The 26,791-nt window shown below is 62.5% G+C and carries 29 protein-coding genes and 1 pseudogene; 15 read left to right on the top strand and 15 right to left on the bottom strand.

Annotated features, from left to right (window positions below):
• Positions 1-678: a DUF5710 domain-containing protein gene (locus SM130_RS09645; protein WP_256045026.1), complete on the bottom strand. Its 678-nt coding sequence runs from the start codon at positions 676-678 to the stop codon at positions 1-3.
• A gap of 199 nt (positions 679-877) precedes the next feature.
• On the opposite strand from SM130_RS09645, the gene SM130_RS09640 reads away from it, so the two are divergent.
• The 4 genes from SM130_RS09640 to tcyN all read left to right on the top strand — a co-directional run bounded on the left by SM130_RS09640 (position 878) and on the right by tcyN (position 4,205).
• Positions 878-1,882 (top strand): D-cysteine desulfhydrase, encoded by a 1,005-nt coding sequence (locus SM130_RS09640; protein ID WP_256045027.1) that lies wholly within the window; start codon positions 878-880, stop codon positions 1,880-1,882.
• A 105-nt stretch (positions 1,883-1,987) separates the two neighbouring features.
• Complete coding sequence (gene tcyJ / locus SM130_RS09635; RefSeq protein ID WP_256045028.1) at positions 1,988-2,782, top strand: cystine ABC transporter substrate-binding protein; 795 nt, start codon at positions 1,988-1,990, stop codon at positions 2,780-2,782.
• Positions 2,779-3,447 carry a cystine ABC transporter permease gene (gene tcyL / locus SM130_RS09630; RefSeq protein ID WP_256045029.1) on the top strand — a complete coding sequence of 223 codons (669 nt, stop codon included), beginning with the start codon at positions 2,779-2,781 and terminating at the stop codon, positions 3,445-3,447. The genes tcyJ and tcyL overlap by 4 nt, the downstream gene beginning before the upstream one ends.
• Positions 3,447-4,205, top strand: coding sequence for an L-cystine ABC transporter ATP-binding protein TcyN (tcyN, locus tag SM130_RS09625; protein WP_256045030.1), 759 nt, complete (start codon positions 3,447-3,449; stop codon positions 4,203-4,205). The genes tcyL and tcyN overlap by 1 nt, the downstream gene beginning before the upstream one ends.
• Before the next feature lie 88 nt (positions 4,206-4,293).
• Here the strand turns inward: tcyN and SM130_RS09620 are convergent, their stop codons facing one another.
• The 9 genes from SM130_RS09620 to SM130_RS09580 form a co-directional block, all read right to left on the bottom strand.
• Positions 4,294-4,773, bottom strand: a complete 480-nt coding sequence (locus SM130_RS09620; RefSeq protein WP_256045031.1) for a VOC family protein — start codon at positions 4,771-4,773, stop codon at positions 4,294-4,296.
• A 465-nt stretch (positions 4,774-5,238) separates the two neighbouring features.
• Entirely contained in the window at positions 5,239-6,417 is a 1,179-nt protein-coding gene (locus tag SM130_RS09615) for an ABC transporter substrate-binding protein (protein ID WP_256045032.1), read from the bottom strand.
• Positions 6,414-7,403 carry a CobW family GTP-binding protein gene (locus SM130_RS09610; RefSeq protein ID WP_256045033.1) on the bottom strand — a complete coding sequence of 330 codons (990 nt, stop codon included), beginning with the start codon at positions 7,401-7,403 and terminating at the stop codon, positions 6,414-6,416. The genes SM130_RS09615 and SM130_RS09610 overlap by 4 nt, the downstream gene beginning before the upstream one ends.
• On the bottom strand, positions 7,400-7,699 hold the full coding sequence (locus tag SM130_RS09605) for a hypothetical protein (protein ID WP_256045034.1): 300 nt from the start codon (positions 7,697-7,699) through the stop codon (positions 7,400-7,402). The genes SM130_RS09610 and SM130_RS09605 overlap by 4 nt, the downstream gene beginning before the upstream one ends.
• Position 7,700: 1 nt before the next feature.
• Complete coding sequence (locus tag SM130_RS09600) at positions 7,701-8,450, bottom strand: SDR family NAD(P)-dependent oxidoreductase (protein WP_256045035.1); 750 nt, start codon at positions 8,448-8,450, stop codon at positions 7,701-7,703.
• Positions 8,451-8,493: 43 nt separating this feature from the next.
• The gene (locus SM130_RS09595) at positions 8,494-9,255 is read right to left on the bottom strand and encodes an SDR family NAD(P)-dependent oxidoreductase (protein ID WP_256045036.1); all 762 of its coding nucleotides are present in this window, start codon (positions 9,253-9,255) and stop codon (positions 8,494-8,496) included.
• A gap of 16 nt (positions 9,256-9,271) precedes the next feature.
• Positions 9,272-10,630, bottom strand: coding sequence for an MFS transporter (locus tag SM130_RS09590; RefSeq protein ID WP_256045037.1), 1,359 nt, complete (start codon positions 10,628-10,630; stop codon positions 9,272-9,274).
• A gap of 27 nt (positions 10,631-10,657) precedes the next feature.
• A complete protein-coding gene (locus SM130_RS09585; RefSeq protein WP_256045038.1) occupies positions 10,658-11,539 on the bottom strand; it encodes a polysaccharide deacetylase family protein in 882 nt (293 codons plus the stop codon).
• 73 nt (positions 11,540-11,612) lie between these two features.
• Positions 11,613-12,986 carry an amidase gene (locus tag SM130_RS09580; RefSeq protein WP_256045114.1) on the bottom strand — a complete coding sequence of 458 codons (1,374 nt, stop codon included), beginning with the start codon at positions 12,984-12,986 and terminating at the stop codon, positions 11,613-11,615.
• A 247-nt stretch (positions 12,987-13,233) separates the two neighbouring features.
• Here SM130_RS09580 and SM130_RS09575 point away from each other — a divergent pair, with 247 nt between their 5' ends.
• Positions 13,234-14,244, top strand: coding sequence for a GntR family transcriptional regulator (locus SM130_RS09575; RefSeq protein ID WP_256045039.1), 1,011 nt, complete (start codon positions 13,234-13,236; stop codon positions 14,242-14,244).
• 60 nt (positions 14,245-14,304) lie between these two features.
• Here SM130_RS09575 and SM130_RS09570 read toward each other — a convergent pair.
• Positions 14,305-14,623, bottom strand: a pseudogene (locus tag SM130_RS09570) (NYN domain-containing protein); the annotation flags it as partial.
• Positions 14,624-14,877: 254 nt separating this feature from the next.
• Here SM130_RS09570 and SM130_RS09565 point away from each other — a divergent pair.
• On the top strand, positions 14,878-15,567 hold the full coding sequence (locus tag SM130_RS09565) for an endonuclease (RefSeq protein WP_256045040.1): 690 nt from the start codon (positions 14,878-14,880) through the stop codon (positions 15,565-15,567).
• A gap of 474 nt (positions 15,568-16,041) precedes the next feature.
• Here SM130_RS09565 and SM130_RS09560 read toward each other — a convergent pair whose 3' ends face one another.
• Positions 16,042-19,131, bottom strand: coding sequence for an error-prone DNA polymerase (locus SM130_RS09560; RefSeq protein WP_256045041.1), 3,090 nt, complete (start codon positions 19,129-19,131; stop codon positions 16,042-16,044).
• Between the two features lie 250 nt (positions 19,132-19,381).
• Between SM130_RS09560 and SM130_RS09555 the strand changes: the two genes are divergently transcribed.
• Positions 19,382-19,897, top strand: coding sequence for an SOS response-associated peptidase family protein (locus SM130_RS09555; RefSeq protein WP_256045042.1), 516 nt, complete (start codon positions 19,382-19,384; stop codon positions 19,895-19,897).
• Between the two features lie 88 nt (positions 19,898-19,985).
• Here the strand turns inward: SM130_RS09555 and SM130_RS09550 are convergent, their stop codons facing one another.
• Positions 19,986-20,468 carry a hypothetical protein gene (locus tag SM130_RS09550; RefSeq protein WP_256045043.1) on the bottom strand — a complete coding sequence of 161 codons (483 nt, stop codon included), beginning with the start codon at positions 20,466-20,468 and terminating at the stop codon, positions 19,986-19,988.
• On the bottom strand, positions 20,469-20,717 hold the full coding sequence (locus tag SM130_RS09545; protein ID WP_256045044.1) for a carbon storage regulator: 249 nt from the start codon (positions 20,715-20,717) through the stop codon (positions 20,469-20,471). It abuts the gene before it with no gap.
• 372 nt (positions 20,718-21,089) lie between these two features.
• On the opposite strand from SM130_RS09545, the gene SM130_RS09540 reads away from it, so the two are divergent.
• The 3 genes from SM130_RS09540 (at position 21,090) to SM130_RS09530 (ending at position 23,062) form a co-directional block, all read left to right on the top strand.
• A complete protein-coding gene (locus tag SM130_RS09540; protein WP_256045045.1) occupies positions 21,090-21,341 on the top strand; it encodes a helix-turn-helix transcriptional regulator in 252 nt (83 codons plus the stop codon).
• A gap of 389 nt (positions 21,342-21,730) precedes the next feature.
• Positions 21,731-22,243 (top strand): antirestriction protein ArdA, encoded by a 513-nt coding sequence (locus tag SM130_RS09535; RefSeq protein WP_256045046.1) that lies wholly within the window; start codon positions 21,731-21,733, stop codon positions 22,241-22,243.
• A 141-nt stretch (positions 22,244-22,384) separates the two neighbouring features.
• Positions 22,385-23,062, top strand: a complete 678-nt coding sequence (locus tag SM130_RS09530; RefSeq protein WP_256045047.1) for a DUF47 family protein — start codon at positions 22,385-22,387, stop codon at positions 23,060-23,062.
• Positions 23,063-23,075: 13 nt separating this feature from the next.
• Here SM130_RS09530 and SM130_RS09525 read toward each other — a convergent pair whose 3' ends face one another.
• Entirely contained in the window at positions 23,076-23,426 is a 351-nt protein-coding gene (locus SM130_RS09525) for a histone-like nucleoid-structuring protein, MvaT/MvaU family (protein ID WP_256045048.1), read from the bottom strand.
• Positions 23,427-23,877: 451 nt separating this feature from the next.
• Between SM130_RS09525 and SM130_RS09520 the strand changes: the two genes are divergently transcribed.
• From SM130_RS09520 to SM130_RS09500, 5 genes are all read left to right on the top strand, one after another.
• The gene (locus SM130_RS09520; protein ID WP_256045049.1) at positions 23,878-24,216 is read left to right on the top strand and encodes a helix-turn-helix transcriptional regulator; all 339 of its coding nucleotides are present in this window, start codon (positions 23,878-23,880) and stop codon (positions 24,214-24,216) included.
• Positions 24,217-24,230: 14 nt separating this feature from the next.
• Entirely contained in the window at positions 24,231-25,055 is an 825-nt protein-coding gene (locus SM130_RS09515; RefSeq protein ID WP_256045050.1) for a replication initiator protein A, read from the top strand.
• Positions 25,056-25,299: 244 nt separating this feature from the next.
• Entirely contained in the window at positions 25,300-25,938 is a 639-nt protein-coding gene (gene parA / locus SM130_RS09510) for a ParA family partition ATPase (protein ID WP_256045051.1), read from the top strand.
• Positions 25,935-26,177, top strand: coding sequence for a ribbon-helix-helix protein (locus SM130_RS09505; protein ID WP_256045052.1), 243 nt, complete (start codon positions 25,935-25,937; stop codon positions 26,175-26,177). The genes parA and SM130_RS09505 overlap by 4 nt, the downstream gene beginning before the upstream one ends.
• The gene (locus tag SM130_RS09500) at positions 26,174-26,677 is read left to right on the top strand and encodes a S26 family signal peptidase (protein ID WP_256045053.1); all 504 of its coding nucleotides are present in this window, start codon (positions 26,174-26,176) and stop codon (positions 26,675-26,677) included. Before SM130_RS09505 ends, SM130_RS09500 begins: the two co-directional genes overlap by 4 nt.
• The last annotated feature ends 114 nt before the right edge of the window (positions 26,678-26,791 follow it).

Raw genomic sequence — 26,791 nt, 5'->3', positions numbered from 1 at the left:
TCACTGGTCATCCTTGTGCTGCATGAACTCGACGAAATTCTCCGATGCATATCCCACACTGCCATTCGCCTCGAACGGCGCGTCGACCTTGCGCAGGATCATCTTGCTTGCGTCGGCAGCCGACATTGGAAAGAACGCACCACCCGGCTCTGAGTGCATATAGAAGTCACCCAGCTTGGCCCCGCAGTGCTTGCAGTGATTCATGTAGTAGGTAGCCCCGGCCTGTTGGCTGTAGGCAGGCCTATAGCGGGGCGTATGGGACCGAAGCTGCGTCACTACCTTCGGCGACAAGCCATACACATTCGACACCGTTCCCACCTCCCCCTGGCGCATCCAGTAACCGCGGGGACTGGCTAGGGTAAACGCCTCATCGTCCTCGTCTGCGTACTCGAACTGCTCGTGATCCTCCGGCAGCATGAACGCATGCACCTGTGTCGGGCTGCCGCATTTCCAACAGTGCGATGACGACTCAACAAGGAAGTACCAAGGCGACCGGATTTTGAATTCCGGCTCATTCGCCAAGTCTGCATCGCCTTGCTGGCGGAGCCATCTCGCAAAGGGAGTCGTTTCCTTGCCCTCGGGGACATACCAGGTCTTGGCCTGCGGATCCCAACGGGCTCCAACCGCTTTTGCCTCGTCCTTCTCGGCAAACGGAACGTCTAAGTCAACGCGAGCCACACAGGTTCTCCTGAGACGGGTGAGTCTGCCACGGCGTCGCCGAGGCTCTGGTGTAGCGACCGAAGGATAGCAAGGCTCCACAGAGAACTGGGAAGCCGCCTAGCATGCGCAGCTTGTCAGCACTCCGCCAATATCGACTTGGTGCAGCTTTGAATTGCCTTCTACAGTGATGATTCATCTCTGTTCAGAAGCCTGCCCGATGCTCACCGATGCCCTCGCCCGCTTCCCGCGCCTTGAATTGATTACCGCCCCCACACCCCTGGAACGTCTACCGCGTCTTTCACGTCACCTGGGTCGGGATATCTGGATCAAGCGTGACGATCTCACCCCGCTGGCGTTCGGTGGCAACAAGGCGCGAAAGCTCGAATACCTCGGTGCCCAGGCGCTAGCTCTGGGCGCCGATATGCTGGTAACCGCCGGTGCGATTCAGTCCAACCACGTGCGTCAGACCGCAGCCCTGGCGGCCAGGCTGGGTCTTGGCTGCCTGGCCCTGCTGGAGAATTCGCTGGGCACCGACGAGGGCAACTACCTGGGTAATGGCAATCGTCTGCTGCTCGACCTGTTCGGCTGCGAGATCGAAGCGGTTACCAACCTGGACAATGCCGAAGAGTTGCTGCAGGCCGCCGCCGAGCGTCTGCGCAGCGCCGGGCACAAACCCTACGTGGTGCCCATCGGTGGCTCCAATGCGCTTGGTGCGTTGGGCTATGTGCGCGCCGGCCTGGAGCTGGCTGAGCAGATGCACGGCACGGGCGAGGATTTTGCCGCCGTGGTGCTGGCCTCGGGCAGCGCCGGGACCCACAGTGGTCTGGCGCTAGCGCTGGAGCATGCCCGACCCGGCAGCCGGGTGGCCGGGGTTACCGTGTCGCGCCCGGAGGCGACACAACGGCCCAAGGTCGAGGGGCTGCTGCAGCGCACCGCCGAGCTGCTCGGTGTCGAGGTACCAGGGGGGTTACAGGTCGAGCTGTGGGACCAGTATTTCGCCCCGCGCTACGGTGAACCGAATGCCGACACACTGGCCGCGATTCGCCTGCTTGCCGAACAGGAAGGCGTGCTGCTCGATCCGGTGTACACCGGCAAAGCCTTCGCCGGACTGCTCGGCGGCCTGGCCCAGGGTGCCTTCCCCGGCACGGGCCCGCTGCTGTTCCTGCACACCGGTGGTGCCCCTGCATTGTTCGCCTATTATCCATGGGCACTGGGTGCATAACGCCATATTCCTATGGCGTTGGCTCTGATGCCTTCTAATTATTTTGTCGAATAAATGCCCATCGTTAGAGTTATGTGACCATTCCGTTCCCCCTGGAGGCCTGCCATGACGTTTGCGATCCTGCGTCGCCATTTGCTGCTCGGAGGTCTGAGCCTGCTGCTCGGAAGCCTGTTCATGCCGGTGTTCGCGGCCGACCTATTGGATGAGGTCAAGGCCGATAAGGTGCTCGAGGTCGGCCTGGAAGGCACCTATCCACCTTTCAATTATCAGGATGCCGGTGGCCAGTTGACCGGCTTCGAGGTGGACTTCGCCAACGCGCTGGCTGAGGAACTGGGGGTCAAGGCCAAGTTTCAGCCGACCAAGTGGGATGGCATCCTCGCCGCCTTGGAATCCAAGCGCCTGGACGTCGTGATCAACCAGGTGACCATCTCCGAGGAGCGCAAGCAGAAGTACGACTTCTCCACGCCCTACACCGTCTCCGGCATCCAGGCGCTCACCCGCAAGGCCGATGCGGACAGCATCAGGAATCCGGCCGACCTCGCCGGCAAGAAGGTCGGGGTGGGTCTGGGTACGAACTACGAGCAGTGGCTGAAGGAGAACGTGCCACAGGCCGATATCCGCACCTACGACGATGACCCGACCAAGTTCCAGGACCTCGCCGTCGGCCGCATCGACGTGATCCTGGTCGACCGACTGGCCGCCTTCGAGATGGTCGAGAATACCGGCGATCGCCTGGCCGTGGCCGGTGACGCCTTCTCCCGCCAGGAGTCCGGCGTTGCCCTGCGCAAGGGCAACCCGCAGCTGCTCGCCGCCATTAACGAAGCCATAGCCAGGCTGCGCGCCGACGGCACGCTCAAGGAGCTATCAGAGAAGTGGTTCGGGGCTGACGTCACGCAATGATCGAGGGCAGCCTGCAGCTGGTCCTGGACTCCCTGCCCTTCCTGCTGAAGGGCGCATGGTGGACCGTGGTGCTGAGCCTGGGTGGGATGTTCTTCGGCCTGCTGATGGGCTTCGGTTTGGCGCTGCTGCGGCTGTACGCGTTCTGGCCGCTGCAGTGGCTGGCGCGGGTCTACGTGTCGTTCTTCCGCGGCACGCCGCTGCTGGTGCAGCTGTTCATGATCTATTACGGCCTGCCGCAACTGGGTATCCAGCTCGATCCGCTACCGGCGGCCCTGATCGGTTTTTCGCTGAACATGGCGGCCTACACCGCCGAGATCCTGCGCGCCGCCATCGCCTCCATCGACCGTGGCCAGTGGGAGGCGGCCGCGAGCATCGGCATGGGCCGCGCGCAGACCCTGTACCGGGCCATCCTGCCGCAGGCCGCACGCACCGCCCTGCCCCCGCTGGGCAACAGTTTCATCTCGCTGGTCAAGGACACCGCCCTGGCTGCCACCATCCAGGTGCCGGAGCTGTTTCGCCAGGCGCAGCTGATCACCGCGCGCACCTTCGAGATCTTCACCATGTACCTGGCCGCTGCGCTGATCTACTGGTTGCTGGCCAGCGTGCTGGCATACTTCCAGGGGCGCCTGGAACACCGGGTCAACCGCCACGAGCAGGACGCCTGATGATCGCCGTGCGCAATCTGAAGAAATCCTTCAGGGGCCAGGCGGTGCTCAAGGGCATCGACCTGGACATCGCGCCCGGCGAGGTGCTGGCGATCATCGGCCCCAGCGGTTCGGGCAAGACCACCCTGCTGCGCTGCCTCAATCTGCTGGAGCAACCCAGCGGTGGTCAGATCAGCGTGGGCGAAATCCACATCGATGCGGACCGGCCGCTCAAGACGCAGCAGGGGCTGATCCGTCAGCTGCGCCAGCACGTCGGTTTCGTGTTCCAGAACTTCAACCTGTTCCCCCATCGGACCGCGCTGGAAAACGTCATCGAAGGCCCGGTGCAGGTGAAGAAGGAGCCGCGAAGCGAGGCGATCGAGCGCGGCCGCGCTATGCTCGCGAAAGTGGGGCTCAATGGCAAAGAAGACGCCTATCCCCGACGCCTCTCCGGCGGCCAGCAACAGCGCGTGGCGATTGCCCGCGCCCTGGCCATGCAGCCGGACGTGATCCTGTTCGACGAGCCGACCTCGGCGCTCGATCCGGAATTGGTCGGCGAAGTGCTCGCCACCATCCGCGGTCTGGCCGAGGAAAAGCGCACCATGGTCATCGTCACGCACGAGATGAGCTTTGCGCGGGACGTGGCCGACAGGGCGATTTTCATCGACGACGGGGTGATCGTCGAACAGGGTGACGCCAGACAGCTGCTCAGTACACCGCAGCACGAACGCACGCGGCAGTTCCTGAGCAAGTTCATTGGCGGCCACAACTCACACTAGGGCGCTCGCTTGCCGCGGCCCTCGGGCACCAGAAATGTGTTCGTCGGGGCCGGTTTGGTTTTGGCCTTTCGCTGGGTCGCCGGCCCGATTAGCCCCGCAATGCCGCTTCGATCGTAGCGATGTCGATCTTGCGCATGCCCATCATTGCGTCGAACGCACGCTTGGCCGCTGCCCGATCAGGGCTGGTCCAGGCGGCCGTCAAAACGCGTGGCGTGATTTGCCAGGACAGGCCCCACCTGTCCCTGCACCAGCCGCATTCACTTTCCTGGCCGCCGTTGTCGACGATCGCGCTCCACAAGCGGTCCGTCTCGGCCTGGTCGTCGGTGGCAACCTGGAACGAGAACGCCTCGGAATGCTTGAACACCGGGCCCCCGTTTAGCCCGAGGCAAGGAATCCCCATCACCGTGAACTCGACCGTGAGGACATCGCCCTGCTTGCCCGAGGGATAGTCGCCTGGCGCACGATGCACCGCGCCTATGGCACTGTCCGGAAAGGTTTCGGCATAGAAGGTAGCCGCCTCGAGCGCGGTACCGTCGTACCACAGGCAGATGGTGTTCTTGCTGATCATTGCAGCTCTCCGTCTTAACGAGATGGTGCCAAGCCCGTGTGGTGCAGACGCCCGCCGACCCACCGCCCCTGGATATGGCCGCGGCCATGGCATTTGCGGCGACGGCCGGGCAACTTCCTCAGATAGTCGTATGGGCGCCTGCGCAATCGACACCTCGCTCGAATCGCTGGGAAGCTTTTCTGGCTGCGCGGACGCCGTCACCGTTCGGCGGCGTCGCGACGCTAGATCCTCACCCGCCCGAGGACGATCCGTCGCGTATGCTTCCACCATTCGATCAGTAGGATTTTTTGATGTATCGGCCTTGCTCCCTTCCTTTTCGGCTCCCTCTCCCGTGAACCGCCGGGCGTTAATTCTAGAAGCAGTCATACGAGGAGCCGGCTTTATACGGTCGCTATCCAGTAGCGCGCCTCAGTCCGCTGTCAGCACCTCGGTGCCAGTCCTGGGATAACTACTCTCCAGCAACCTTCAGGCGGACCGAGCCGCGCGGAGGAAGTCGCTCCAACGCCGCACCAGATAATTGTGCTCATCCATAACGGCGTTCCATACACCGATATGCCCCATGCGCTGAGCATAGGAGCCACCTTCGCGCAGTTCGCCAGGCTCGATCAATGGCAGCCCGTCGCTGCCCAGCAACTGTTCTGCAGCGGGCTTACCGTCATACCAATAGTCCCATTCGGCAATGGACATCTGGTCTCGGGCGCGCGTCGGATTGGAGATGTAGAACCCTTGACGAGCCATCAACGCGCCGGGCCAGCCGGCCAGCCACCAGTTGAGGTAGGCGTAGGCAGCATCTTTGACCTTGCCCTCGACGCAACGCGACAGCGAGAGGCCTCCGAACCAGGCGCGATAACCTTCCTTTGGAGCGGCCAGACGGTACCGCACACCGGCGCGGTGCAATTGCATGATGGCCGGAGACCACAGGCTCTGCACATGTACGTTGGGGCCGAGCATGAGTTTGCTGGCCTCACGGTCATCTGACCAGAACGCAGCGAAGTGGCCGTGACGCTGCTTCTCGATCAGCTGCTCGGCAAGACGGTCGATCTCGCCCAGCCGAAGGTTACCGATATTGTCGAAGTGCGCCAGGCCTGCGGCCTGAAGCGCGAGCGCGGCATCGAGCGCACCGATGGCGGCATCGTTCTGCAGGGCAATATGTCCGCACCAACCTTCGTCTACCAGCCAGGCCCAGCTCTCCTCATGGCCCGCCAATTCCGTCGGCAAATGCGCGGGCAGGTAGGCAAAGCTGTCGGCGTTGTGGGTCAGCGGCAACATGCTGATATGGTCACTCGGCGTACTGCCCAGGTTGCCGTCGGGCTGCACAAAAAGTCGGTCGCAAGGCAGGCTGCCGCTGGCCAGGCGGTCGTCGGGGTGCAGGCGGCCTTTCTTCGGCAGATCGTTGATCTCTTCCCAGAGCGCCACACGACGCGTGTCGATCGGCTGGATTGCCCGCGCAGGCCAGACGAAATCGATGCTATGAAACCACTGGTCGTAAAGGTCGTAGCTCTCCGGCTGCATTACCGCGATGCGTTGCACGGTTTGGGTGTCGTGCAACTGATACTCCAGGCGGATGCCGAGCTCCTGCTCGGCGCGCTGGCGGATCGGTTCGAGCAACGTGACGGAGGTGCCGAGTACGCGCAGGGTGATCATGCGGCGCGCCCAAGCCCGGTCAGAAAGGCATTGAACGAGCGCCGCAGCGTCACGGTGTCCAGTTCGCGGACGATGAACACCAGGCGCGAGCGGCGCGCACCACCCGGCCAGGCATTGAGATGAATCGGCGCATGCAGGCAATGCTGCACGCCATGAATGACGATGGGCTGGGGAGAATCGATCACGTCGAGAATGCCTTTGACTCGCAGTATGCGTTCGCCGTGGCATCTTAGCAGCATGGACAGCCAGACCCCGAACGCGATCCAGTCCAACGCGCCATCGAACTCCAGGCAGCACACCTCGACACTACCATGGCGGCGAGTGTCGAGCGGCGCGAAGAGTTGCCAGCGCGCTACTTCAGCATCGGGATTGGAACCCTTTAGCCCCTCGCCGAGCAGCAGCTCGTCGCCACTGGCGATGTCGCGGGTCAGCGCCAGCGATGCTGACGGATTGAGTGCCAACAGCCTTGAGCGCAGCGGGTCGATCACCTCTGCCGCGACCAGATCGGTCTTGCTCAACAGCAGGCGGTCCGCCGCCGTGACCTGGCCGAGCCACTCCGGGTGCAGGCGCTCCTGCAGCTCGGCATGTTGCGCATCGACCACCGTCACCAGCAGACCGAGATGGAAGCGGCGACGCAGTTGCGGATCGCGTTGCAGGGTGGCCAGAATTGGTGCCGGGTCGGCCAGCCCGGTAGTTTCCAGCAGCACCCGGCGGAAGGCCGGAACCTCGCCACGGCTGCGTTTGCCGTGCAGATCGAGTAGCGCCTGCTTGAGGTCTCCGCGCACCGAACAACAGACGCAGCCGCTGGGTAGCAGCACGGTTCCCGGTGCGACCTCCTCGACCAGCAGATGATCAATACCGACTTCGCCGAACTCGTTGATCAGCAGCGCGGTATCACCAAGTTCCTCGTCGGCCAGCAGGCGTTTGAGCAGCGTGGTCTTGCCGCTGCCGAGAAAGCCGGTGACGACGTTGATGGGCAGGCTCATGGCTGTGCCTCCAGATGATCGAGCACCCGTGGGTCGAGCGGATCCAGAGGCCGGCCGAGGATCGCTTCGGCCTGCAGCCAGAGCTGGTCGAGGCCGCTGGCCAGCGCCTGGCGGCCAGTCGCCCCCTGCAGCAGATAAGAGACGCCCTGTACATCGCTGACGGTGAGGCGGAATGGCGCCAACACCTGGTTGATCGCGGCGATCCGGCGAAGCCGCTCACGGCGCCGAGGCAGGGTGTCGCCGAGCGGGTCGCTCCAATGCAGGTCTTCGCCGAGCAGGCCGCAGAGTCCGCACATGTCAGGGCATCACATCGCCGGAGTTCGGCCCGAGGGTCTGGCCGACGAACAGGTTGCCACCCGGCTCCGAGGCCAGCAGCACGGCGATAGGCGCCACCTCACTGGCCTTGCCGAAACGGCCGAGGGGCAATTCCTTGGCCTTGGCCGTCTTCCAGTCCTGGCTGATGCCATTGACCAGTGGCGTCTCGATGGGGCCGGGGGCAATAGCGTTGACCAGCACGTTTTCCTTGCTGACCTCGAGTGCCAGCGACTTGCTGAAGCCGATCACACCGGCCTTGGCTGCGGCATAGTGGGTCAACTCAGCACCGCCCTTGATGCCCAGTTGCGAGGCGACGTTGATGATCCGCCCCCAACGCTGCGCAAGCATATGGGGCAGCGCACGCTGGCTGGCTACGAACACACTGGTGAGGTCGACACGCAGCATATCGTCCCACATTTCCTGGGTCAGCTCGACGCACGGTGCCTGGGTCAGCATGCCGGCGTTGTTGACCAGGATATCAATACCGCCGAAGGCCTCTACGCAGGCATCGACCCCGGCCTGGGCACCTTCGCGGGTGCCGACGTCGGCTACGCTTTGGACCACCTCGGCACCGCGCTCGCGGCACTCGCTGGCGGTGACCGCCAGGCGGGCGGCATCGCGATCGCAGAGCACCAGGCGGGCGCCTGCATCGGCATACGCATGGGCGATGGCCGCGCCGATGCCACTGGCGGCGCCAGTGACCACGGCGCGACGGTCTTGTAGTTGCTTCATGGCTCTGTCCTTATCTTTTTTGAGCGGCAAGCTGCTCTTACTCTCAATCTGGCCAACGCACAGTCAGGCCACCATCGACGATGATGCTCTGACCGGTGATGTAACTGGATTGGGCACTGGTCAGGTAACGCACCAAGTCGGCTACTTCGCTGGCGCGGCCGACGCGGCCCAACGGGATGGACCGAGCCGCCTGGGCCAGCCCCTGCGGTCCGAGGGAGTTTTGCGCGTCGAGCGATTGCGGCGTTTCGATAAGGCCGGGGATCACCGCATTGCAGCGGATGCCCCGGGCCGCCAGCTCCACCGCTAGCGACCTGCACAGACCCGGCACGCCGGCCTTGGCGGCGGCGTAATGAGCATGCTCCTGCCAGCCGTAGACACCGCCAGCGATGGAAGAAATCGCCACCAGTGCACCGCCTTCACCCATGTAGGGTACGGCACTGCGAAAGGTGCGCATGACGCCGGTCAGATCGACGTCGAGCATCTCGTTCCAGCGCTCGTCAGTCATTTCCAGCAACGGTGCGCGGCGTAGCAGGCCTGCATTGGCCACCGCATAGTCGAGGCGGCCAAAACGCTCGACAGCGGCAGCGGCCAGAGCGTCCAGCGAGGCGCTATCGGTGACGTCAGCGGCGAGCATGATGCACTCACCACCGGCGGCTTCGACCAGCTGCTGAGTCTCGGCGGGGTCATGGGGGTCCGCCGCGAAATAGCCGCCGGCTACGCGCACGCCGCTTCTGGCATACGCGACCGCCAGGGCCTGGCCAATGCCGCTGGCGGCACCGGTAATAATGGCAACGGGTAAAGTCATGGAAAGGTCCTCCTCATCATTTGATGCTGTCCGGCTCTACATGGCGTGCAGCGAGCATTACAAACCCAGACAGGAAGCATGGGAGCGCACCGAACCAAAGAGCCGCGCTGTGCCATTCGCCCCCGCTGGTGAGCACGCCGGTAATGCCGAGACCGGCGAGGATCGCTCCAATCGGGCCCATGGCATGAACAATGGCGCCGCCGGTGGCACGGATGCTGGTGGGGAAGCTCTCGCCCATAAAGAACAACATCGCCGAATATGGGCCGGTCAGGAAGAACAGGCCGAGGCTGTACAGCGCGACGACGGTCATCAAGTCGCTTGGCGCTTGCACCATGGCAAAGAACGCAACGCCTCCGCACATCCAGCCGATGGCAACGGTATTGCGGCGGCCGAATCGGTCACCCAGCCAGCCATGGAACAGGTAGCCAATGAACCCGACGAGATTTGACAGCACCAGAATCACCAGCGAGTTTTCGAACGACAGCTTGTGCACGCTGACGATCACCGAGGTCCCGAGTACGCTGAACACCTGAATTGCCGACCAGTTGAGCAGGATCGCCAGGCTCAGCACCAGGGTCGGGCGCAGCGCCGCGCCGCGGAATGCTGCCGCCACACCAGCCTTGGAATGCTCCTCGTAATCCACATCATATTCACGGGCCAGGGCACGCGCGTCAGCATCCTGGCCAGCCTTGCGAAGTTGGGAAATTCGCTGGTGCACCTGAAACTGTGGGCTTTCCTTGAGTTTGTAAGCCAGCACCGCGATGACAAACGCCGGTATTGCGGCAAACACGAAGCAGCCCTGCCAACCGATGTGCGGCAGCAGCAGAGCGGTCAGGCCCGCGGCAATCAGCGCGCCCACCGGCCAGCCACTCTGCACCAGGCTGTAGATGAAACCGCGGCGTTTGATCAGCTTCGGATCCGTGGACGCGGCATACACCTCGGTCAAGTACGTGGCGTTGACGGCTTCTTCGGCATAGCCCAGCCCGGCCACCGAGCGCACCAGGATCAACGGCACCTTGCCCATGCCCGCGCAGACCGCCGTCAACGCCGAACAAATTGCAGTGCCGCCAATCGTTACCATGATGCCGCCACGGCGACCGATACGGTCTACGATCGGGCCGATAGCAAAAGCGACGATAGCGCCGCCAAGGGCGACCCAGGTAGCAATCTTGGCCTGCTCAGCCTCGCTCCAGTTGAAGTGACCACCCATGACCGGCAGCAAGGTGCCGAACAGGATGAAATCATAGACTGCAAAAACCCACGCGAAGAACGCGATCCAGGTCGAGTAGGTAACATCTCTGGGTGACAGCTGCACCGGTTTCCAGGTGCCAGCTTCTTCCCCGTGCGTCGGTGTTGCGGCATGCGTGGTAGTCATCTCGGCATTCTCGTCAGGGGCTAAGAATCAGCGCGCGCGCGGCTGACGCCGCAGAAAGTCATCAGCGATTTCATCCATGGTCACGAAGCGCACGCCTTCATGGCTCTTGAAGTGCTCGATAAGGCGCTCGAGCATCAGCAGGACCTGGGGGCGACCGGAGACGTCGGGGTGGATGGTGATCGGGAATACCGCGTAGTCATGCTCGCGATAGACCCAGTCGAACTGGTCGCGCCACATTTCTTCCAGCTGGCGCGGGTTGACGAAGCCGTGGCTGTTGGGCGCCTTTTTGATGAACATCATGGGCGGCAGGTCGTCGAGGTACCAGTTAGCCGGAATCTCCACCAGGTCGGTTTCTACACCGCGAACCAGCGGTTTCATCCAGATATCCGGGTGCTGGCTGTAGTCGATTTTGGTCCAGCGATCACCCACGCGCACGTAATAGGGGTGGAAGTCGTTGTGCATCAGGCTGTGGTCATACTTGATGCCCTTTTTCAGCAGCAGCTCGTTGGTCACGTTGCTGAACTCCCACCAAGGCGCGACATACCCTGTCGGGCGCTTGCCGGCCAGGGCGGTGATCAACTCGATGGATTTGTCGAGCACGATCTCCTCCTGCTCGGGGGTCATGGCGATCGGGTTTTCATGGCTGTAACCATGGATGCCAATCTCATGGCCCGCATCGGCCACGGCCTTCATCTGCTCGGGAAAGGTCTCGACCGAGTGACCGGGGATGAACCAGGTGGTGCGCAGGCTATATTTCTCGAACAGCTTCAGCAGGCGCGGTGCGCCCACTTCACCGGCAAACAGCCCACGGGAGATGTCGTCCGGCGAGTCTTCGCCACCGTAAGAACCGAGCCAGCCGGCGACCGCATCCACGTCCACGCCGATGGAGACGAATATTTCTTTTGCCATGGTTGAATCCTCACAGCCCGGATCGGTGAACGACGAGCGAGCGGGCCGGGCCCCGCCACTCGCGAAAGCGAATTCAGGGCAGCAAGGCAGACTCGACAGCCAGTGCCGCGCGTAACAACAAGTCGTCCGCTGCGCTGGGCGCTGCAAGTAACAGACTGGTGGGTAGGCCGTGCTCATCGACGCCGCTAGGCAAGGCGACCCCAGGCATATCGAGCAGGCTGCCTGGCATAGTCAGGCGCAAAGTGGCCAAGTTGGTGGCAACGAAAAGCGCCTCGTCGGCTTCCAGAGGCGCCAGCAGAGGAGCCACATGCGCGACGGTCGGTGTTATGACAAAAGCGCCATCCAGCTCATCGGCGAGTTGCTTGCGCAGGCTTTCAGCTTGTTGGTAAAGGCGGATCTGGTGGCTTGCACGGATCGAGCGCGCCCCTTCGAGACGCTTGCGCACGCGCGGGTCGAGACGCCCGGCATCGGCGCTGTCGAGCAGGCGCTCATGCAGGGCAAAGGCCTCGGCGGATCCGACCCAGTCGCCGCGGTCGATCATGGCCAGCGCCTCGCGCATGGCCATGATCGGTTTGCGTTCAATGACGGCGCCGGCGCGGGCCAGGCGTTCCAGGCTCTGCTCCAGGTTCTGCCTGACCGCTGGCTGTACACACGAATCGTCGACCCAGGCCAGGTCGACATACAGCCGCAGGCCAGCCAATGACAAGGCTGTTGGGCAACTCGAAACCACGCCACCACGCAGCAGAGTATCCACCGCCACCACGTCTTCGACAGTGCGCGCCAGGGGCCCGAGGGCGTCCAGAGAGCGAGCCAGCGGAAATACCCCTTCGAAGGCGTAACGACAACGGCTGCTGCGGTAGCCGACCAGACCGTTGAACGCCGCAGGGACGCGAATCGAGCCTGCCGTATCGGTACCCATCGCCAACGGCACTACACCCGCGGCTACGGCAACCGCAGAGCCACTCGACGATCCACCGGGAACCCGGGGCGTGTGTCCGCTGCATGGGTTGATCGGCGTACCGAAATGCGGATTGAGACCGAGCCCGGAGTACGCGAACTCGCTGAGGTTGGTCTTGCCTAGAGTGACCAGCCCAGCCCGGGTCAGCGCGCCGACCAAGGCAGCGTCGGCGATGGCCGGCGCCAGCTCGCGGCGAGTTGCAGAGCCGGCGGTCGTCACGCTGCCGGCCACGTCGAACATATCCTTCCAGGCGACTGGTACACCGTCCAACACAGAAAGCGCCTGCCCAGCCTGCCATCGTGACCGTGACGCCAGGGCCTCGCGGCGACCACGTTCCGCGCTCAGTGAAATGAATGCACCTGGTAGCTCGTCAGCGGTCGCCAACGCGGCCTCGAACACCTCGACAGGGTCGGTCAAACCCGCAGCATAGGCGCGGGTAATCTGGAGAGCGCTTAATGAGCCGTGCACATACACCTCGAAAACGTACATATTCAACAACGTACGTTTACAAGGCAGGCTTCATGCCAATCTTTTAAAACGTCCAGCTAGCCCAGCAAATGCGTAGAAGGCCATCAATATTTAATAATGGATATAAATCTAAAAGATCCATTTTTGTGCAGAAAAGTAACGCCAACTGCTACGATGCTTCCTTTTGGAGCATGTTCATCTCCGCCATCGGCAGGGTTGGCTGTGAGAGAATCGTCGACTCGTACCCGAACTCGTCCCGGAAACCGGTATGCCCGCAGCCAGCGCCCCTCAGGAAGAACCCCTTGCGGTCTCGCGCTATCAAATGATCCGCGACACCTTGCGTGCGTCCATCAGCCAGGGGCGCGCCACCCCGGGCCTGGTGCTAGTCGAAGCCCCTCTGGCGCAACTGTTCGGCACCAGCCGAGTACCGGTACGCCGAGCGCTGAACCTGCTGCATGACGAAGGCCTAATCTGTCGTTTCGAAGGGCGCGGCTACTTGGTCAACCCGCACGACGCCGCCGTCGAACCACTACGCACACCGCTGACACGCCAGCTATTGGGCTTGGAAACCGAAGATGAATTGATCGACGTGCGTCCGTTGGGCGAACGGGCTTATGAAGACCTCGCCGCCAACGTGGGGACCTTCATGGTCTTCGGTCACTACCGGCTGGACGAGCAGTTGGCGGCAGAGCATCTGAACGTCAGCCGCAGCGTGGTCCGCGAGGCGCTGATGCGCCTGCGTGACCGTGGTCTGGTGGAAAAGGAGCCCTACTCGCAGTGGCTGGCCGGCCCACTTACGGCGCAATCGGTGTTTGACGACTACGAACTGCGCTGCCTACTCGAGCCACAGGCGCTACGGCAAAGCGCGCCGGGCTTGAGGCCTGAGGTTTTGCACGGCATGCTCGCGCGCATCGAACGCGCCCGACAGGCCAGCAACAACCCCGATCGCGCGAGCATCGAACGCATCGAGCATGACCTGCACGTCGAATGCCTGGCCGGCCTGCCCAATCAGAAGATGGCGCTGCTGATCCGCCAATGCCAGAGCCAGATGAATATCGGCCGCATCCTCCATGGCGCCTTGCGCAGGAGCCTGGACGAGGCAATGCTCAACGAACACTATCAAGTAATCGAAGCGTTGCTAGCCAAGGATACCGAGCGCGCCGCGAATGCCCTCCACCATCACCTGTGTAATGCCCGCGAACGCACCCTGCAGCGCCTAAAGGTGCTGTCGGTCCTTCCTGAACCTGTCAGACCGCCTTATCTGATCCGGCTGAGCTGATGATCGGTAACGACCGGACGCTCAAAACGTGTGCGATCGGCAATTTACTACCAAGGCATGTCTGGGAATTGGTGCCGTGCTGACGGCAGCGCCCCGCTCCCGCAGCTTGCGGCACAGGTAGGCGAAGTCCGAGTCGCTGGTAACCAGGCAGAAGGTATCGGCACGCGCGTCGAACAGCCCCTCGAGCGCAGCGAGGGCAAGGCCGATATCGGCGGTGTTCTTGCCTCGGCATACTGGTACTGCAGGCGCGGTGTAAGACAAGGCGCACCAGCGCCTCCTGCCAACGGTTGGCAAGGGTGTCGTGATTTCCATAGCCGGCGTAGGTCGACGGGACCGAATTGGCAACTAAGCGAAGCGCATGCTCCAGGATCTCGGGCATGACGTTGTCGCCATCTACGAGTACGGCGACGCGTCACCCCGTTGCTGAAGACACCATCCGTGTCCCCTTCCCATCGTCCCTGACGCATACTCAAGGCCACCATCAATCGATCCTGTCGCATGGCCCTAACCCGTGCACCTGTGCGGCAGCCCTTAGCCATGCACCGGTGGAGTTCGAACCGTGACGTTGGGCATGATTTCCCGCGCCTGGTTGCTGTATATTTGTACAGCCAACTTGATAGTGCCGGTTCTCCGATGGTTCGTTTGCTTGCCGCCCTTCTGCTCACCGTTCTACTGCCCGCTTCCCATGCCGCCGCGCCGCGAACCTTCGCCGAGGCCAAGAAGGCCGCATGGGCCATCTATGCGTCAAATCCGGTCGAGTTTTATTGTGGCTGCCGCTATTCGGGGAACCGGGTCGACCTGGCAAGCTGCGGGTACGTGCCGCGCAAGAACCCACAACGTGCCGCGCGTATCGAGTGGGAGCACATCGTGCCCGCCTGGGTGATCGGCCATCAGCGCCAGTGCTGGCAGAACGGTGGTCGCTCGAACTGCGCGAAGAAGGACGCGACCTATCGTCGGGCAGAGGCCGACCTGCACAACCTGGTGCCCAGTATCGGCGAGATCAACGGTGACCGGAGCAACTACAGTTTTGCCTGGCTGCCGCAAAAGCCGACGCAGTACGGAAGCTGTCCCATGGTCGTGGATTTCAAAGCGCGCAAGGCGATGCCGCGCCAGCCGATACGCGGCATGATCGCGCGCACCTACTTCTACATGGCCGATCGATACAAGCTGCGCCTGTCCAAGCAGGATCGACAACTGTTCAACGCCTGGAGTAAGACCTATCCACCGCAGCCGTGGGAACACGCGCGCAACCAGCGAATCGCATGCGTGATGGGGCACGGAAACGCTTTTGTCGGGTCCGTGGACCTGGCCAGATGCCGTTGATTTTTCTTCGCCAAACACAAACCAGCGGTGTGGAGACGAATGCCGGGAGGCCCCTGCAAACGGTAACAAATCGGGAATAAGCTGACCGGCTATCTGAGTTGGATGCCGCAAAGCCGCGCCGGCACTAGGATTTAGTTCCTTATCCACAGAAGCTGTGGATAACACTGTGAACATATCTTGGATTCTTGCTTCAAACCCCCGCCTGGCGCGGACTTGAAACGGATCGGCGAGATTTTGCGCAGCGTTGCCTATTGCTTTTAAATCAATCACTTACATCACTGCAGCAATCTGCCGCAGCGCCGACTTCAGGTTTGCAAATCTCCTCAAGCAGGAATGTGCATAATTGTTGGTGTCAACCATTTTTTAAGACCTTTTTCTGCTTATTAGCTGGGTAAGCACCTTGACTTGCGCTTCACTTGAGCCGGATCACATCCTGTCAATTGGCTACGCTTTTTTACTGAAAGGTCAGATGGGTCAATGAAAGTCGCGGCTCCTAACATCCAGCCCGTCGAGTAGATCGCTTCGGTCTTGAAGGTGGCCGGCAATCAGGTGCCTCACACCGGCCTGGTCCTCGAGCTTGCCCTTGACCTGCAGCAATCGCGACTGCATTAGCGCCGTCCGGTAGCGCTCGGCCAGATCCCGCCAGACCACGACGTTGACCATGCCGTACTCGTCCTCCAGCGTGACGAAGGTTACACCCGACGCCGTCGATGGCCGCTGCCGACCGGTGACGATACCGACCACCGTAACGAACTGACCATGTGCCGACTCGGCCAGATCCCTGGAGCTGCGAGCCCGCATCGACCTCAGTGTGGCGCGAAGCAGCGACAGGGGGTGTGGGCCCAGCGTCGTGCCGGTGCGCGCATAGTCGGCGTGCATGTCCTCGACCATCGTCGGCACTGGCAGGGCGATCGGGTCGTCTGGCTCGACGCCATCGAACAGCGGAAGCGGTGCCTGGACACCGGCGATGTCCCAGCGCGCCTGATGCCGATGCCCTGCCAGCGCCCGGAGGGCATTGGCTTCGGCCAGCAGTTCGCGCGCCTTGGTATCGATCCCGGCCCGAAGGCACAGGTCGCCGACGTGGCGAAACGGGGCGCTTCTGCGCTCGGCTTCGATGCGGCGCCCGACCGGTTCCGCGAGCCCGCGCACCATCCGCAGTCCCAGGCGAATCGCCGGCGTCTCTTGTTGAGGTTCTTCCAATGTGCAATCCCAGTCGCTCAGGGTAACGTCCACCGGCCGAATGTCGATGCCGTGCCGGCGCGCATCCTGTAGCACCTGGTCGGGCGAATAGAAGCCCATGGGCCAGCTGTTGATCAATGCACAGGCGTAGGCAGATGGTTCATGGCATTTGAGCCAGCAGCTGGCGTAGGTCAGCAGCGCAAAACTGGCTGCATGGGACTCGGGAAAGCCGTAACTACCAAAGCCCTTGATCTGTTCGAAGATGCGTTCCGCAAAGGCCTCGTCGTAACCGCGCTCGAGCATGCCCCGCTTCAGGCGCTGCTGGTGGGGCTCCAGCCCACCGTGACGCTTCCAGGCGGCCATCGAGCGGCGAAGCTGGTCCGCCTCGCCGGCGGTGTAGCCAGCCGCGACGATGGCCAGGCGCATGACCTGCTCCTGGAAAAGCGGGACCCCCAGCGTGCGCTCGAAGACCTCGCGCAGCTCATCGGTCGGGTAGGTCACCTCCTCCTCACCGTTGCGCCGGCGCAGGTAGGGATGGACCATCTGCCCAACGATCGGCCCGGGCCGCACGATGGCGACCTCGATGACGAGGTCATAGAAGGTCCTGGGCTTGAGCCGGGGCAACATGGCCATCTGGGCCCGGGACTCGATCTGGAACACGCCGAGCGTGTCGGCGCGACTGATCATGGCGTAGGTCTGCGGGTCCTCGGCCGGGATGGTGGCCAACGTCAGATCGCGCCTGACATTGGTGCGCAGCAGGTCCAGGCAGCGCCTGATCGCGCTCAGCATGCCCAATGCCAGGACATCGACCTTCATCAGCCCGAGCGCGTCGATATCGTCCTTGTCCCACTGGATGATCGTCCGGTCCTTCATGGCCGCGTTTTCCACCGGCACCAGCGTCGACAGCGGATGTTCGGAGATGACGAAACCACCCGGATGCTGGGACAGGTGCCGCGGAAACCCGACCAGTTGCGAAGTCAGGACCAGCACCCGGTGCAGCGTCGGGTTCTGCGAATCAAATCCGGCCTCGGCAAGCCGCTGCGGCGAAGGCATGTGGTCACTCCAGCTACCACAGCATCTGGCCAGGGTATCGACCTGGTCGGGCGGCAGGCCAAGGGCCTTGCCCACGTCGCGGATCGCGCCGGCAAAATGGTAGGTGCTGGCCACCGCCGTCAGTGCCGCCCGCTCGCGTCCGTAGCGGTCGAAGATGTACTGGATCACTTCCTCGCGCCGCTCGTGCTCGAAGTCCACGTCGATATCCGGCGGCTCGTTGCGCTCCTTGGAAATGAATCTCTCGAACAGCATGCTCATCCGGGTGGGATCCAGTTCGGTAATACCCAGTACAAAGCACACGGCCGAGTTCGCGGCGGACCCCCTGCCCTGGCAGAGGATGGCCCGGCTTCGGGCGAAGCGGACGATGTCGTGTACGGTCAGGAAGTAGCTCTCGTACTGCAGTTCCTCGATCAGGCCGAGTTCCGCCTCGAGTTGCGCCAGTGCCTTGCCCGGGATCCCGTCCGGCCAGCGCCAGTTCGCGCCTTCGAACGTGAGCTGCCTCAGCCACTCGGTGGCCGATCGCCCTTGCGGCACGACCTCGTGCGGATACTCGTAGCGCAGCTGGCCAAGGTCGAAGGTACACAGCGCCGCGATCCTGACCGACTCGCGCAGCAGCGCTGGCGGATAGAGATCGGCCAGCATCTCCAGCGTACGAAGGTGGCGCTCGCCGTTCTGGAACAGGTAGGCACCGGCGTCGGCGACGACGCAGTGATGCCGGATCGCAGTCATGGTGTCCTGCAGTGCCCGCCGCCCCCTCACATGCATGTGCACGTCGCCAGCGGCCACGAGGGGCATCCCAAGTCGCTCGCCCAATGCCATGAGTTCCAACCGCTTGCGCTCATCGTCACACTCACGATGCAGCTCCACCGCAATCCAGCAGCGGTCGGCAAAGCGCGATTCCAACCACCTGCCCTGCTCCTCCGCTTCGTTCAGATCCGGTATCCAGAGCGCGAGCATCCCTTCGGTCCCGCTGTCGAAGTCGGACTGATGAAGCACATAGCTCCCCTTCCTTGCGCGCCGCCGTGCCTGGGTAATAAGTGCGCAGATCCGCTGGTAGCCGACCAGATCCTGGGCCAGCAGCACCAGCCGAGCGCCCTCGACTAGCCTTACCTCGGTGCCGACGATCAGGCGAACGCCGGTTGCCTTCGACGCCTGCCACGCCCGCACGATGCCGGCGAGGCTGCACTCGTCGGTGATGGCGAGCGCCTCGTAACACAGGTGACGGGCCCTCTCGAACAGCTCGGCGGCGCTGGATGCACCGCGATGAAACGAGAAGTTGCTCAGGCAGTGCAGTTCCGCATAGCGAATGGGAGTGGGATCGACGCTGTCCATGGAGAAACCACAAAACTGTATATGCATACAGTATATTGTGAGCGAGCCGAATTGCGTCAATCGAGAAGCGACAGGAGGAATGATCAATGTGCGGACGCGTCGCCCAGCACCGTGCGGCGGAGAAGTACCTGGCATCGCTGGGTGTCCATGCCACCCTGTTGGGGCGTGCACCCGCAGAGCACATCGGCCGCTATAACGTCGCGCCGCACTCGCGCGTGGACCTGCTCAGGCGTGTTGGCGAGGGCCTGGTATGGAGCCCGGAACGGGCTGGACGCCCAGTTGGGCCAAGGTCCCCGTGCGCAACGACATCAATGCCACCCGCGAGAAAGTCGCTCATAGCACGTACTTTCGACAGGTCTGGCCGAACCGGGCGCTGCTTTGTGCCGACGGCTGGTACGAGTGGTGTCCAGTCGAGGGCCAGAAAACCAAGCAGGCCTATTACATTCGCCGATGCGACAGCGAACCGCTGTTCATCCCTGCGATCGGTCAGTTCTCTGATGCAGGAAGCGAGCCCCGCGCAGACGACGGCTTCTGGATCATCACAGCCGATTCGCAGGGCGGAATGCTCGACATTCACGACCGGCGCCCCGTCGTGCTCGATGCGCTGCAGGCGCGTTCCTGGCTGTCCGACTTCGGCGCTGGCGAGGCCGATGCGCTGCTTCAGGCCCATGCGATTGCCGTCGATGCCTTCGTCTGGCATCCGGTCGGGCGAGACGTGGGCAACCCGCGAAACGAGGGTCCCCATCTGATCGAGCCGATTGCCTAGTCGATCTTCTAAGCCGGTCAGCCAGCCACAGCGATCCATCAGGCTTATTGGTCGCGATCAGCGCTCTGCAGACCCGCAGCGCGGCGCGCTACTGGTACCGATTGAGAACCGCCAGAAGTGCCGTACGGTCCTGGCTGGGCACCTTGGTCATGAGCATCTGAAGGAAATCGAACGCATCCAGCCCGTCGATGCTGGCCTTGGAACTGGCGATCTCCCTATAGGGATCGGCGCCAGCCTGCAGGAAGCGCTCGACCAGAGCGGGCTCGTTGTACAGGATCGCGGCGTTCAAGGGCGAAAGGCCCAGTTCATCGGGCTCGTCGATGTCGCAACCGGCGTTGATGGCCGTGTCGATAACCTCAAGCACGACGACCTTATCCTTGGACAGCTTGTCGTAGGCGCCTGCCATCAGGACGATGGTCGGCGCTTCGAAGTCTTTACCGTCGGTCAAGCGGCAGGCGTTGTTATCCTTTGTGCGCAGGCCGAACGAGGCCAACGAGTCGGACCAGGCGTTGCCGCACAACAGTACGCAGACCACGATGGCCAGCCCAGCGGCGAGGGTTCTGGCAGGCATCTAGGAACGCTCGAATCCAGCCGTGAGTTCCACGAACGACTCGTGGCTTGGAATCAGCTCGTCGCGCAGGACCAGCATTTGCTCGGGCGCCTCGATGGCCAGACGGGCCCGGCCTCCATCGATCTCGACGACCGTTATCCAGATGCCGACCTGCTCCAGTTCATCCAGAAAGTCGTCGATCGAGGCACCGGGCTTCAACGTCAGTCTTATCTGCTCATCGGCTCGCCTGCTCAAAACCAACCTGCCCATATGCGCTCCTTGCTTGGGTCATCCGTCGAGCTCGACAGTAGCGCAGCGCACGATGGAAGCTGAAACGAATTTCCAAGTTTAGGCAGTCGTTCACAGTCCGCCTTACCCGTGGTCGAGAACGAGAGGCAGGGTGTCGTGCAATTTCCTATGAGCTGCTGACGCGTAGCCCGCGGGACGCAAAGTACGCCGCACTGTCCATTTTTGTAGCTTGTGGGCCACAAATAACAGGTGTTGTTTTTAGGCTCCATCGGCTTCGAGCGCCTTTGCATTCGGGCGACGCCGCCTCGCAACGTTCACGCAGAGGTTATTAATTGCTCTTGTGCATTGTTCCGAATACGGTACATTTTTCTTTATATGTTACACAAACAAGACATGGACTACGCCTTCATTACAGCTCGCCTTGGCCAGCAGGTCAGGCAGCGTCGACTGAACCTCGGCCTGACCCAGGCGAAGCTTGCCTCCCTGACGGGCATCACCCGCCAGAAGGTTATCGCCGTCGAGAGGGGCGACTTGTCGGTTGGAATCGCGGCTTATGCGAGGGTGCTGGGCGCGTTGGATTGCGAGTTCGCGGTAACGCCGGCCGCGATGCCCACACTCGATGATATCCAGGGAGTGTTTGATTGATGACAGCCGTGCTTCGAGTGTCGACGCCGGAAGGCGGCAGCGGGAGGATCCTTAGCAGTGGTGGCGACTATCTATTTCGCTGTTTGGATAGCGCATCGAGGACGCGCGACAGTAACCTATCGGCGACCGAGCAAGGCGGTTGACGCTCAAAGGGTGACTGCCAATGTGAAGGCGTACGCTGGAGCATTGAGGGCACGGTTCAAACGCGAAAAGGCAGGGGTTCTTGCCCCCTCAAAATCAAGATAAATAGACGGTTTCCACCCGGCCGCTGCGCTGGGCGGAGCCTCCGCGATTTTTCCTGATTTTTTCACGACGGCCTTAGTCGCCCTAGTCGGCAGGGGTTCATGCGCGGCGAAACGCGCAGAACCTTCGAGACAAGGAGCGCAAGCATGAGCAAGCCCATCCGGATCTACCTTGCCGATCTCGCTGCCTACAATGCCGGGCATCTACACGGCGTGTGGGTTGAGGCTACCCAACCCCTGCATGAGATTCAGACGCAGATCGAGTCGATGCTCCGAGCATCCCCGGTCCCTGGCGCCGAGGAATACGCGATTCACGACCATGAGGGTTTCGACGGTTACCGTCCTGGCGAATACGAGTCGCTCCAAGCCATACGCGAGATTGCCTGCCTGATCGGAGCGCATCCCGAGCTAGCCGGCGCTCTGCTGGCCTACTTTGGCGAGGTGGAACCAGCACGCGCTGCAATCGAAGAAAACTACTGCGGCTGCTATACCTCCCTCGCTGACTACGCCCAGGACGTGACCGAGCAAACAACCGATATCCCTGCGCACCTCGCGCCGTATATCGACTACCAGGCCATAGCGCGCGACATGGAATACGGAGGCGACGTGTTCACCATCGAAACGGGCTTCGAGCAGGTGCACGTTTTCCACGCCAACTAGCGGGTTACCTGCGGACGCCTACGAGGGTCCGCAACCTGTCCCCTGAGCGTAGCCGCCTCGCACACCGGTGGCGGCGTCATCCAATTGCAATGCGCCACGGCCTTCAATACATCGCCATCGCCAATCACCGAGGCCAGCATCATGCCCGAGAAAGCCCTATGCGGACTGGTAGCCCGCTTCCCATTCAAGCAGCTGCGCAGCCAATTCGAGCAGGTGCATGGTGCGGTCCAGTTGCTGCTTCCCCTGCTGCGCAGCGCCCTTGACGAGGACTGGCAGCGCGTACACCTGATCGAGCAGCAGGTGCAGGAACTCAGCCAGGAAAGCGAACGCGTGTCGCGCGATGTCTGCCTGCACTTGCCGAGCACGCTTTTCATGCCAATCCCCCGCAGCGATGTGCTGGATCTACTGCGGGCGCAGGACAACCTGGCCCACGGCGCCAGTGAAATCGCCCGCCTCGTCGCGTTGGGCAGGATGCGCTTTCATCCGGCGATGCAGGATGAAATCAGGATCCACCTGCTGCGGGCGGTCGATACGGTAGCGCACGTCATGGTTGTGGTGGAAAAGCTCGACGAGTTGCTCGAAAGTCGTTTCCGCGGCCATGAGGCGGTTTTGGTGCAGACGATGATCAACGAACTGATCAACATCGAGTACTCGTCGCGGCAACGTCGGGACGAGGCAACCATCAAGTTGCTTGGAATGAAAGACCAATTGCCGGCCGCTGAACTGATGCTACTCGATAGGCTAATCGACTTTATTGCCGGCATGGCGGCGCAGGCCAAGCAAGTTGGACTGCGCCTGGAGCAGCTGTTGGCAAACTAGCGGAAACTTATGTTCAGGCCGCCCAGGACTTCACCGCCTCGGCGCCGTACTGCTCTTTCCAGGCATTCAAAATCTTATGGTTACCGCCCTTGGTCTCGACCACCTCGCCAGTGTGCGGGTTCTTATAGGTCTTGGTTTCACGGGCACGACGGCGGCCGACAGGCGCTACATCCCCTGTCTGCGCTGGGTCGAGGATATCGAGGACGGTGCGGGCATTGAAACCGTACTCGTTGATCAGGGCCTTGAGCTTGTCTTCAAACTCCATTTCCCGTTTCAGTTGGCCATCGGTCTTGAGTTTGTCCAGCGCCGCGAGTTGTTCGGCAAGTTGGGCTTCAAGGCGTTTGTACTCGGCGATCTTGCTCATCATTTTCCTCTTCAAAGCCATAAGACATAATTGGCCCGGCGATATACCGTGGGCCAAACTAACACGGCCACTAGTGGATAACCAGAAGGCGCCACGGTAAATCAACTTCTGCCCCGTATTCAGACGGAAACGTAAAGGCGTATTTACTATTAGCGGCACAATACGTGAACGCACAGTTACGATTCTGTGCGTATACGCATTTCAGTAATTGCAGTTCTACTGAAATGCGCTCTTTCGCTTCTGGTAAAAGTGGATGCGTCGCACCCGCTTGCAGGACATGCGGGCAACGTCGATCAATATGTCTGCCCGGTTCGCGCAGTGACGCAGCAATCGGACCGGGCACGCTGCAATTGGTTTTGTGCCGCGTTGCCGTCTGCCCCCAGACGCAGTCCGGCATGATCGGCACGGGCTGATCGGCACAGGGTAGGCCTCCGTTACAGGAGACCTGCCCATGTCCCACTTACCTCACTACGATGCGCCCTCTTCTACCGACCACGACCGGCAAACCCTGCCTGGCCAATCGGTAGCGCCCAGATCGCACAGCGCTTCCGCGCACGATCATCCGACCTATCTCAACAATGCCGAGGCCGCGGTCTTCCTTCGGCTTTCACCGCGCACCCTGGAAAAGCAGCGTGTCATCGGGGGCGGACCGCGCTTTCGCAAGTTCGGCCGCCGCGTCATGTATGCCCTCGCCGATTTGCAGGCATGGGCCGATGCGCGCAGTTTCGAGACCACCTTCGACCCCGAGTACCTGCAGCATCACTGCGGAGGTGCGCGCCATGAACGTTGAGACGCTCGATACCGATGAGCGCGCGTTCCGAGCCGCCTGCCCTGGAACGGCCGCTACCCCCGTTTCGTGCCCTGCACGGCGACATGGCCCCGCGCGATGCCCAGGACCTGATGGCGCACCCCTTCTTCTCGCTCGGCAAATCGCGTCGCACGCTGCCAATCGACTTTCGCTCGGGGAGCGTGACGGTACGCGTGGAGGGCACGCACGAGCATGGCATCGCGACGATATGGGATGCGGACATCCTGATCTGGGCCGCCAGCCAGATTGTCGAGGCGCGCGATGCGGGTATCGCGACGTCCCGCCTGATCAGGGCGACGCCCTACGAGATCCTGCGCTTCATCGGGCGTGGCACCTCCCGGCGGGACTATCTGCGGCTGAAGGCAGCCCTGGATCGGCTACAGACCACGAGCGTCGCCACCTCGATACGCGAGACCACCGGCCGCCGGCTGCATCGCTTTTCATGGATCAACGAGTGGAAGGAGCTAGCCAATGCCGATGGCAAGCCCCTGGGTATCGAATTGATCCTACCGGACTGGTTCTATGCAGGCGTACTGGATCGCGCCCTCGTCTTGACCATCGACCGGGCGTATTTCCGGCTGACCGGCGGGATCGAGCGCTGGCTCTATCGCCTCGTGCGCAAGCACGGCGGGCACCAGCCGGAGGGTTGGCAGTTCGACTTCAGGCACCTGCACCGAAAGTCTGGCAGTGCTGCCCGCTTCTCGGACTTTGCCCTCGATCTTCGTGCACTCGTCGCCCGCCAGTCCCTGCCCGGCTACCAGCTGGACATCGTGCGGTTGGAGCCCTCCACCGAGCTGCTGGCGTTCAGGCCCGTGCCGTAGGCGGCACGGGGATAAGCCGGGGACAAGCTGTGAAACCCGTCGTGCTATCAGGCGCAAAGACACTCGTGCCATCAGGCGCAAGCCTATCGTGCTATCAGGCGCACCGAATTGGACGCAGGCCAGCAAACTCGCGGCCTGCGACGTGCCTTAACTTAACTAACTCAAAATCTCTAACTTGTTGTTGTGCGATCAAGGCCATACGGGTCATCCGTGCCGCCCGGCACGCGTACATGGAGGCCGAGTCATGATCCTCGCCCTGCTCAACCAGAAAGGCGGGGTCGGCAAGACCACCCTGGCCACCCATATCGCCGGCGAGCTGGCACGACGCGGCAAGACCGTGATCCTGCTCGATGCCGACCCGCAAGGTTCTGCGCTGGACTGGGTGCAACGGCGTGCCCAGCAGGGCCTGGCGAGGCTGTTCGGCGCGGTGGGCCTGCCACGCGAGACGCTCCACCAGGAGGCGCCGGAGCTCGCCAGACGTGCCGACCACCTGATCATCGATGGCCCACCGCGCATCGCTGCCCTGGCCCGATCGACGTTGATGGCGGCGGACCGGGTACTGGTACCGGTCCAGCCCAGCCCCTTCGACTTCTGGGCTAGCGCCGAGATGGTCGACCTGATCCGCGAGGCACAGGTCTTTCGTCCCGCGCTGCGCGCGGCGTTCGCAATCAACAGGCGTGTCAGCACCACGGTGATTGGGCGCGAGGCCAGAGAGGCACTGGCCGACCAGCCGCTCCCGGCGCTCCGCGCCGAAGTGCGCCAGCGAATCGTATTTGCCGACAGTGCGGCAGCCGGCCGCCTGGTGCACGAACTCATCCCCGACGGCGCAGCGGCCCGCGAGATCAGCTCTCTGGTCGACGAACTGATCGGGTGGGCGCCATGAGCGCGAAGCGCGTCGACATAGGCGCGCGGCCCATGGCCGATGCCCAGGCCCGGGCATGGATCCGTCAAGCGTCGGTACAGCTCCCTGCAAAGGGCAGCATCCACACGGCGCGCCTTACGCTCGACATCACCCCCGACCTGCGGGCTCGAATCAAGGTGGCCGCGTTTCAGGAAGGCATCACGGTGGCCCAGATGCTGCGCGAGCTGCTCGAGGCGCGTTTTCCGGAGCGCGAGACATGAGGCGCCGCACGTCAGTCCTCCTGCTGGTGATCGTCGGCACCGCGTGGGGCCTGTCGGGCCTGATCGAGCTGCCGGTGAGAGTCGTCTACAACGCCTCCGACAGCGTGCCGCCGGGCTGGTACCGCATCGAACCGGGCGCGCTGCCAAAGGTCGGGGAACTGGTCTTGGTACGCCTGCCAAGCGAGGCGGCGCAGCTCGCATCTCAACGTGGGTATCTACCGATTGAGGTGCCGATGCTCAAGCCGGTCTTCGCGGTGCACCCGCAGCGGGCGTGTGCGATCGGAAAGCGTCTGCTGGTGGGTGATGGTACGGCGGTGCAGGTACGCAGGCACGACAGCCGTAGGAGGCCGATGCCGCAGTGGAAAGGATGCCGCCCTCTGGCGGAGGACGAACTCCTGCTGCTCTCCCCGCTCCATGCCGACTCGTTCGACAGCCGCTATTTCGGTCCCGTCAGCACGCATACCGTGCTGGGCACGGCACATCGTTTGTTTGCCGATTAGTGGCGAATGGCGGAGCTGAGAGGCATGAAAAGCGGAGGGCAAGATAAAAGGGAACCCTACGCCCTGGCAGGCGAGTCCAGTCTGCACGTGGGTTGGAGACGGCACGGACATTAC

It is taken from the genome of Stutzerimonas stutzeri (assembly GCF_038561965.1).
Classification (GTDB): domain Bacteria; phylum Pseudomonadota; class Gammaproteobacteria; order Pseudomonadales; family Pseudomonadaceae; genus Stutzerimonas; species Stutzerimonas stutzeri_AA.
This window is presented reverse-complemented; position numbering and strand designations above follow the sequence as displayed.

Excerpts from the sequence above, each read along its gene's own strand:
- SM130_RS09640 (WP_256045027.1), top strand. The coding sequence starts at position 878 with ATGCTCACCGATGCCCTCGCCCGCTTCCCGCGCCTTGAATTGATTACC.
- tcyJ (WP_256045028.1), top strand. The coding sequence starts at position 1,988 with ATGACGTTTGCGATCCTGCGTCGCCATTTGCTGCTCGGAGGTCTGAGC.
- tcyL (WP_256045029.1), top strand. The coding sequence starts at position 2,779 with ATGATCGAGGGCAGCCTGCAGCTGGTCCTGGACTCCCTGCCCTTCCTG.
- tcyN (WP_256045030.1), top strand. The coding sequence starts at position 3,447 with ATGATCGCCGTGCGCAATCTGAAGAAATCCTTCAGGGGCCAGGCGGTG.
- SM130_RS09620 (WP_256045031.1), bottom strand. The coding sequence starts at position 4,773 with ATGATCAGCAAGAACACCATCTGCCTGTGGTACGACGGTACCGCGCTC.
- SM130_RS09615 (WP_256045032.1), bottom strand. The coding sequence starts at position 6,417 with ATGATCACCCTGCGCGTACTCGGCACCTCCGTCACGTTGCTCGAACCG.
- SM130_RS09610 (WP_256045033.1), bottom strand. The coding sequence starts at position 7,403 with ATGAGCCTGCCCATCAACGTCGTCACCGGCTTTCTCGGCAGCGGCAAG.
- SM130_RS09605 (WP_256045034.1), bottom strand. The coding sequence starts at position 7,699 with ATGTGCGGACTCTGCGGCCTGCTCGGCGAAGACCTGCATTGGAGCGAC.
- SM130_RS09600 (WP_256045035.1), bottom strand. The coding sequence starts at position 8,450 with ATGAAGCAACTACAAGACCGTCGCGCCGTGGTCACTGGCGCCGCCAGT.
- SM130_RS09595 (WP_256045036.1), bottom strand. The coding sequence starts at position 9,255 with ATGACTTTACCCGTTGCCATTATTACCGGTGCCGCCAGCGGCATTGGC.
- SM130_RS09590 (WP_256045037.1), bottom strand. The coding sequence starts at position 10,630 with ATGACTACCACGCATGCCGCAACACCGACGCACGGGGAAGAAGCTGGC.
- SM130_RS09585 (WP_256045038.1), bottom strand. The coding sequence starts at position 11,539 with ATGGCAAAAGAAATATTCGTCTCCATCGGCGTGGACGTGGATGCGGTC.
- SM130_RS09580 (WP_256045114.1), bottom strand. The coding sequence starts at position 12,986 with ATGTACGTTTTCGAGGTGTATGTGCACGGCTCATTAAGCGCTCTCCAG.
- SM130_RS09575 (WP_256045039.1), top strand. The coding sequence starts at position 13,234 with ATGCCCGCAGCCAGCGCCCCTCAGGAAGAACCCCTTGCGGTCTCGCGC.
- SM130_RS09565 (WP_256045040.1), top strand. The coding sequence starts at position 14,878 with ATGGTTCGTTTGCTTGCCGCCCTTCTGCTCACCGTTCTACTGCCCGCT.
- SM130_RS09560 (WP_256045041.1), bottom strand. The coding sequence starts at position 19,131 with ATGGACAGCGTCGATCCCACTCCCATTCGCTATGCGGAACTGCACTGC.
- SM130_RS09555 (WP_256045042.1), top strand. The coding sequence starts at position 19,382 with ATGGAGCCCGGAACGGGCTGGACGCCCAGTTGGGCCAAGGTCCCCGTG.
- SM130_RS09550 (WP_256045043.1), bottom strand. The coding sequence starts at position 20,468 with ATGCCTGCCAGAACCCTCGCCGCTGGGCTGGCCATCGTGGTCTGCGTA.
- SM130_RS09545 (WP_256045044.1), bottom strand. The coding sequence starts at position 20,717 with ATGGGCAGGTTGGTTTTGAGCAGGCGAGCCGATGAGCAGATAAGACTG.
- SM130_RS09540 (WP_256045045.1), top strand. The coding sequence starts at position 21,090 with ATGGACTACGCCTTCATTACAGCTCGCCTTGGCCAGCAGGTCAGGCAG.
- SM130_RS09535 (WP_256045046.1), top strand. The coding sequence starts at position 21,731 with ATGAGCAAGCCCATCCGGATCTACCTTGCCGATCTCGCTGCCTACAAT.
- SM130_RS09530 (WP_256045047.1), top strand. The coding sequence starts at position 22,385 with ATGCCCGAGAAAGCCCTATGCGGACTGGTAGCCCGCTTCCCATTCAAG.
- SM130_RS09525 (WP_256045048.1), bottom strand. The coding sequence starts at position 23,426 with ATGAGCAAGATCGCCGAGTACAAACGCCTTGAAGCCCAACTTGCCGAA.
- SM130_RS09520 (WP_256045049.1), top strand. The coding sequence starts at position 23,878 with ATGTCCCACTTACCTCACTACGATGCGCCCTCTTCTACCGACCACGAC.
- SM130_RS09515 (WP_256045050.1), top strand. The coding sequence starts at position 24,231 with ATGAGCGCGCGTTCCGAGCCGCCTGCCCTGGAACGGCCGCTACCCCCG.
- parA (WP_256045051.1), top strand. The coding sequence starts at position 25,300 with ATGATCCTCGCCCTGCTCAACCAGAAAGGCGGGGTCGGCAAGACCACC.
- SM130_RS09505 (WP_256045052.1), top strand. The coding sequence starts at position 25,935 with ATGAGCGCGAAGCGCGTCGACATAGGCGCGCGGCCCATGGCCGATGCC.
- SM130_RS09500 (WP_256045053.1), top strand. The coding sequence starts at position 26,174 with ATGAGGCGCCGCACGTCAGTCCTCCTGCTGGTGATCGTCGGCACCGCG.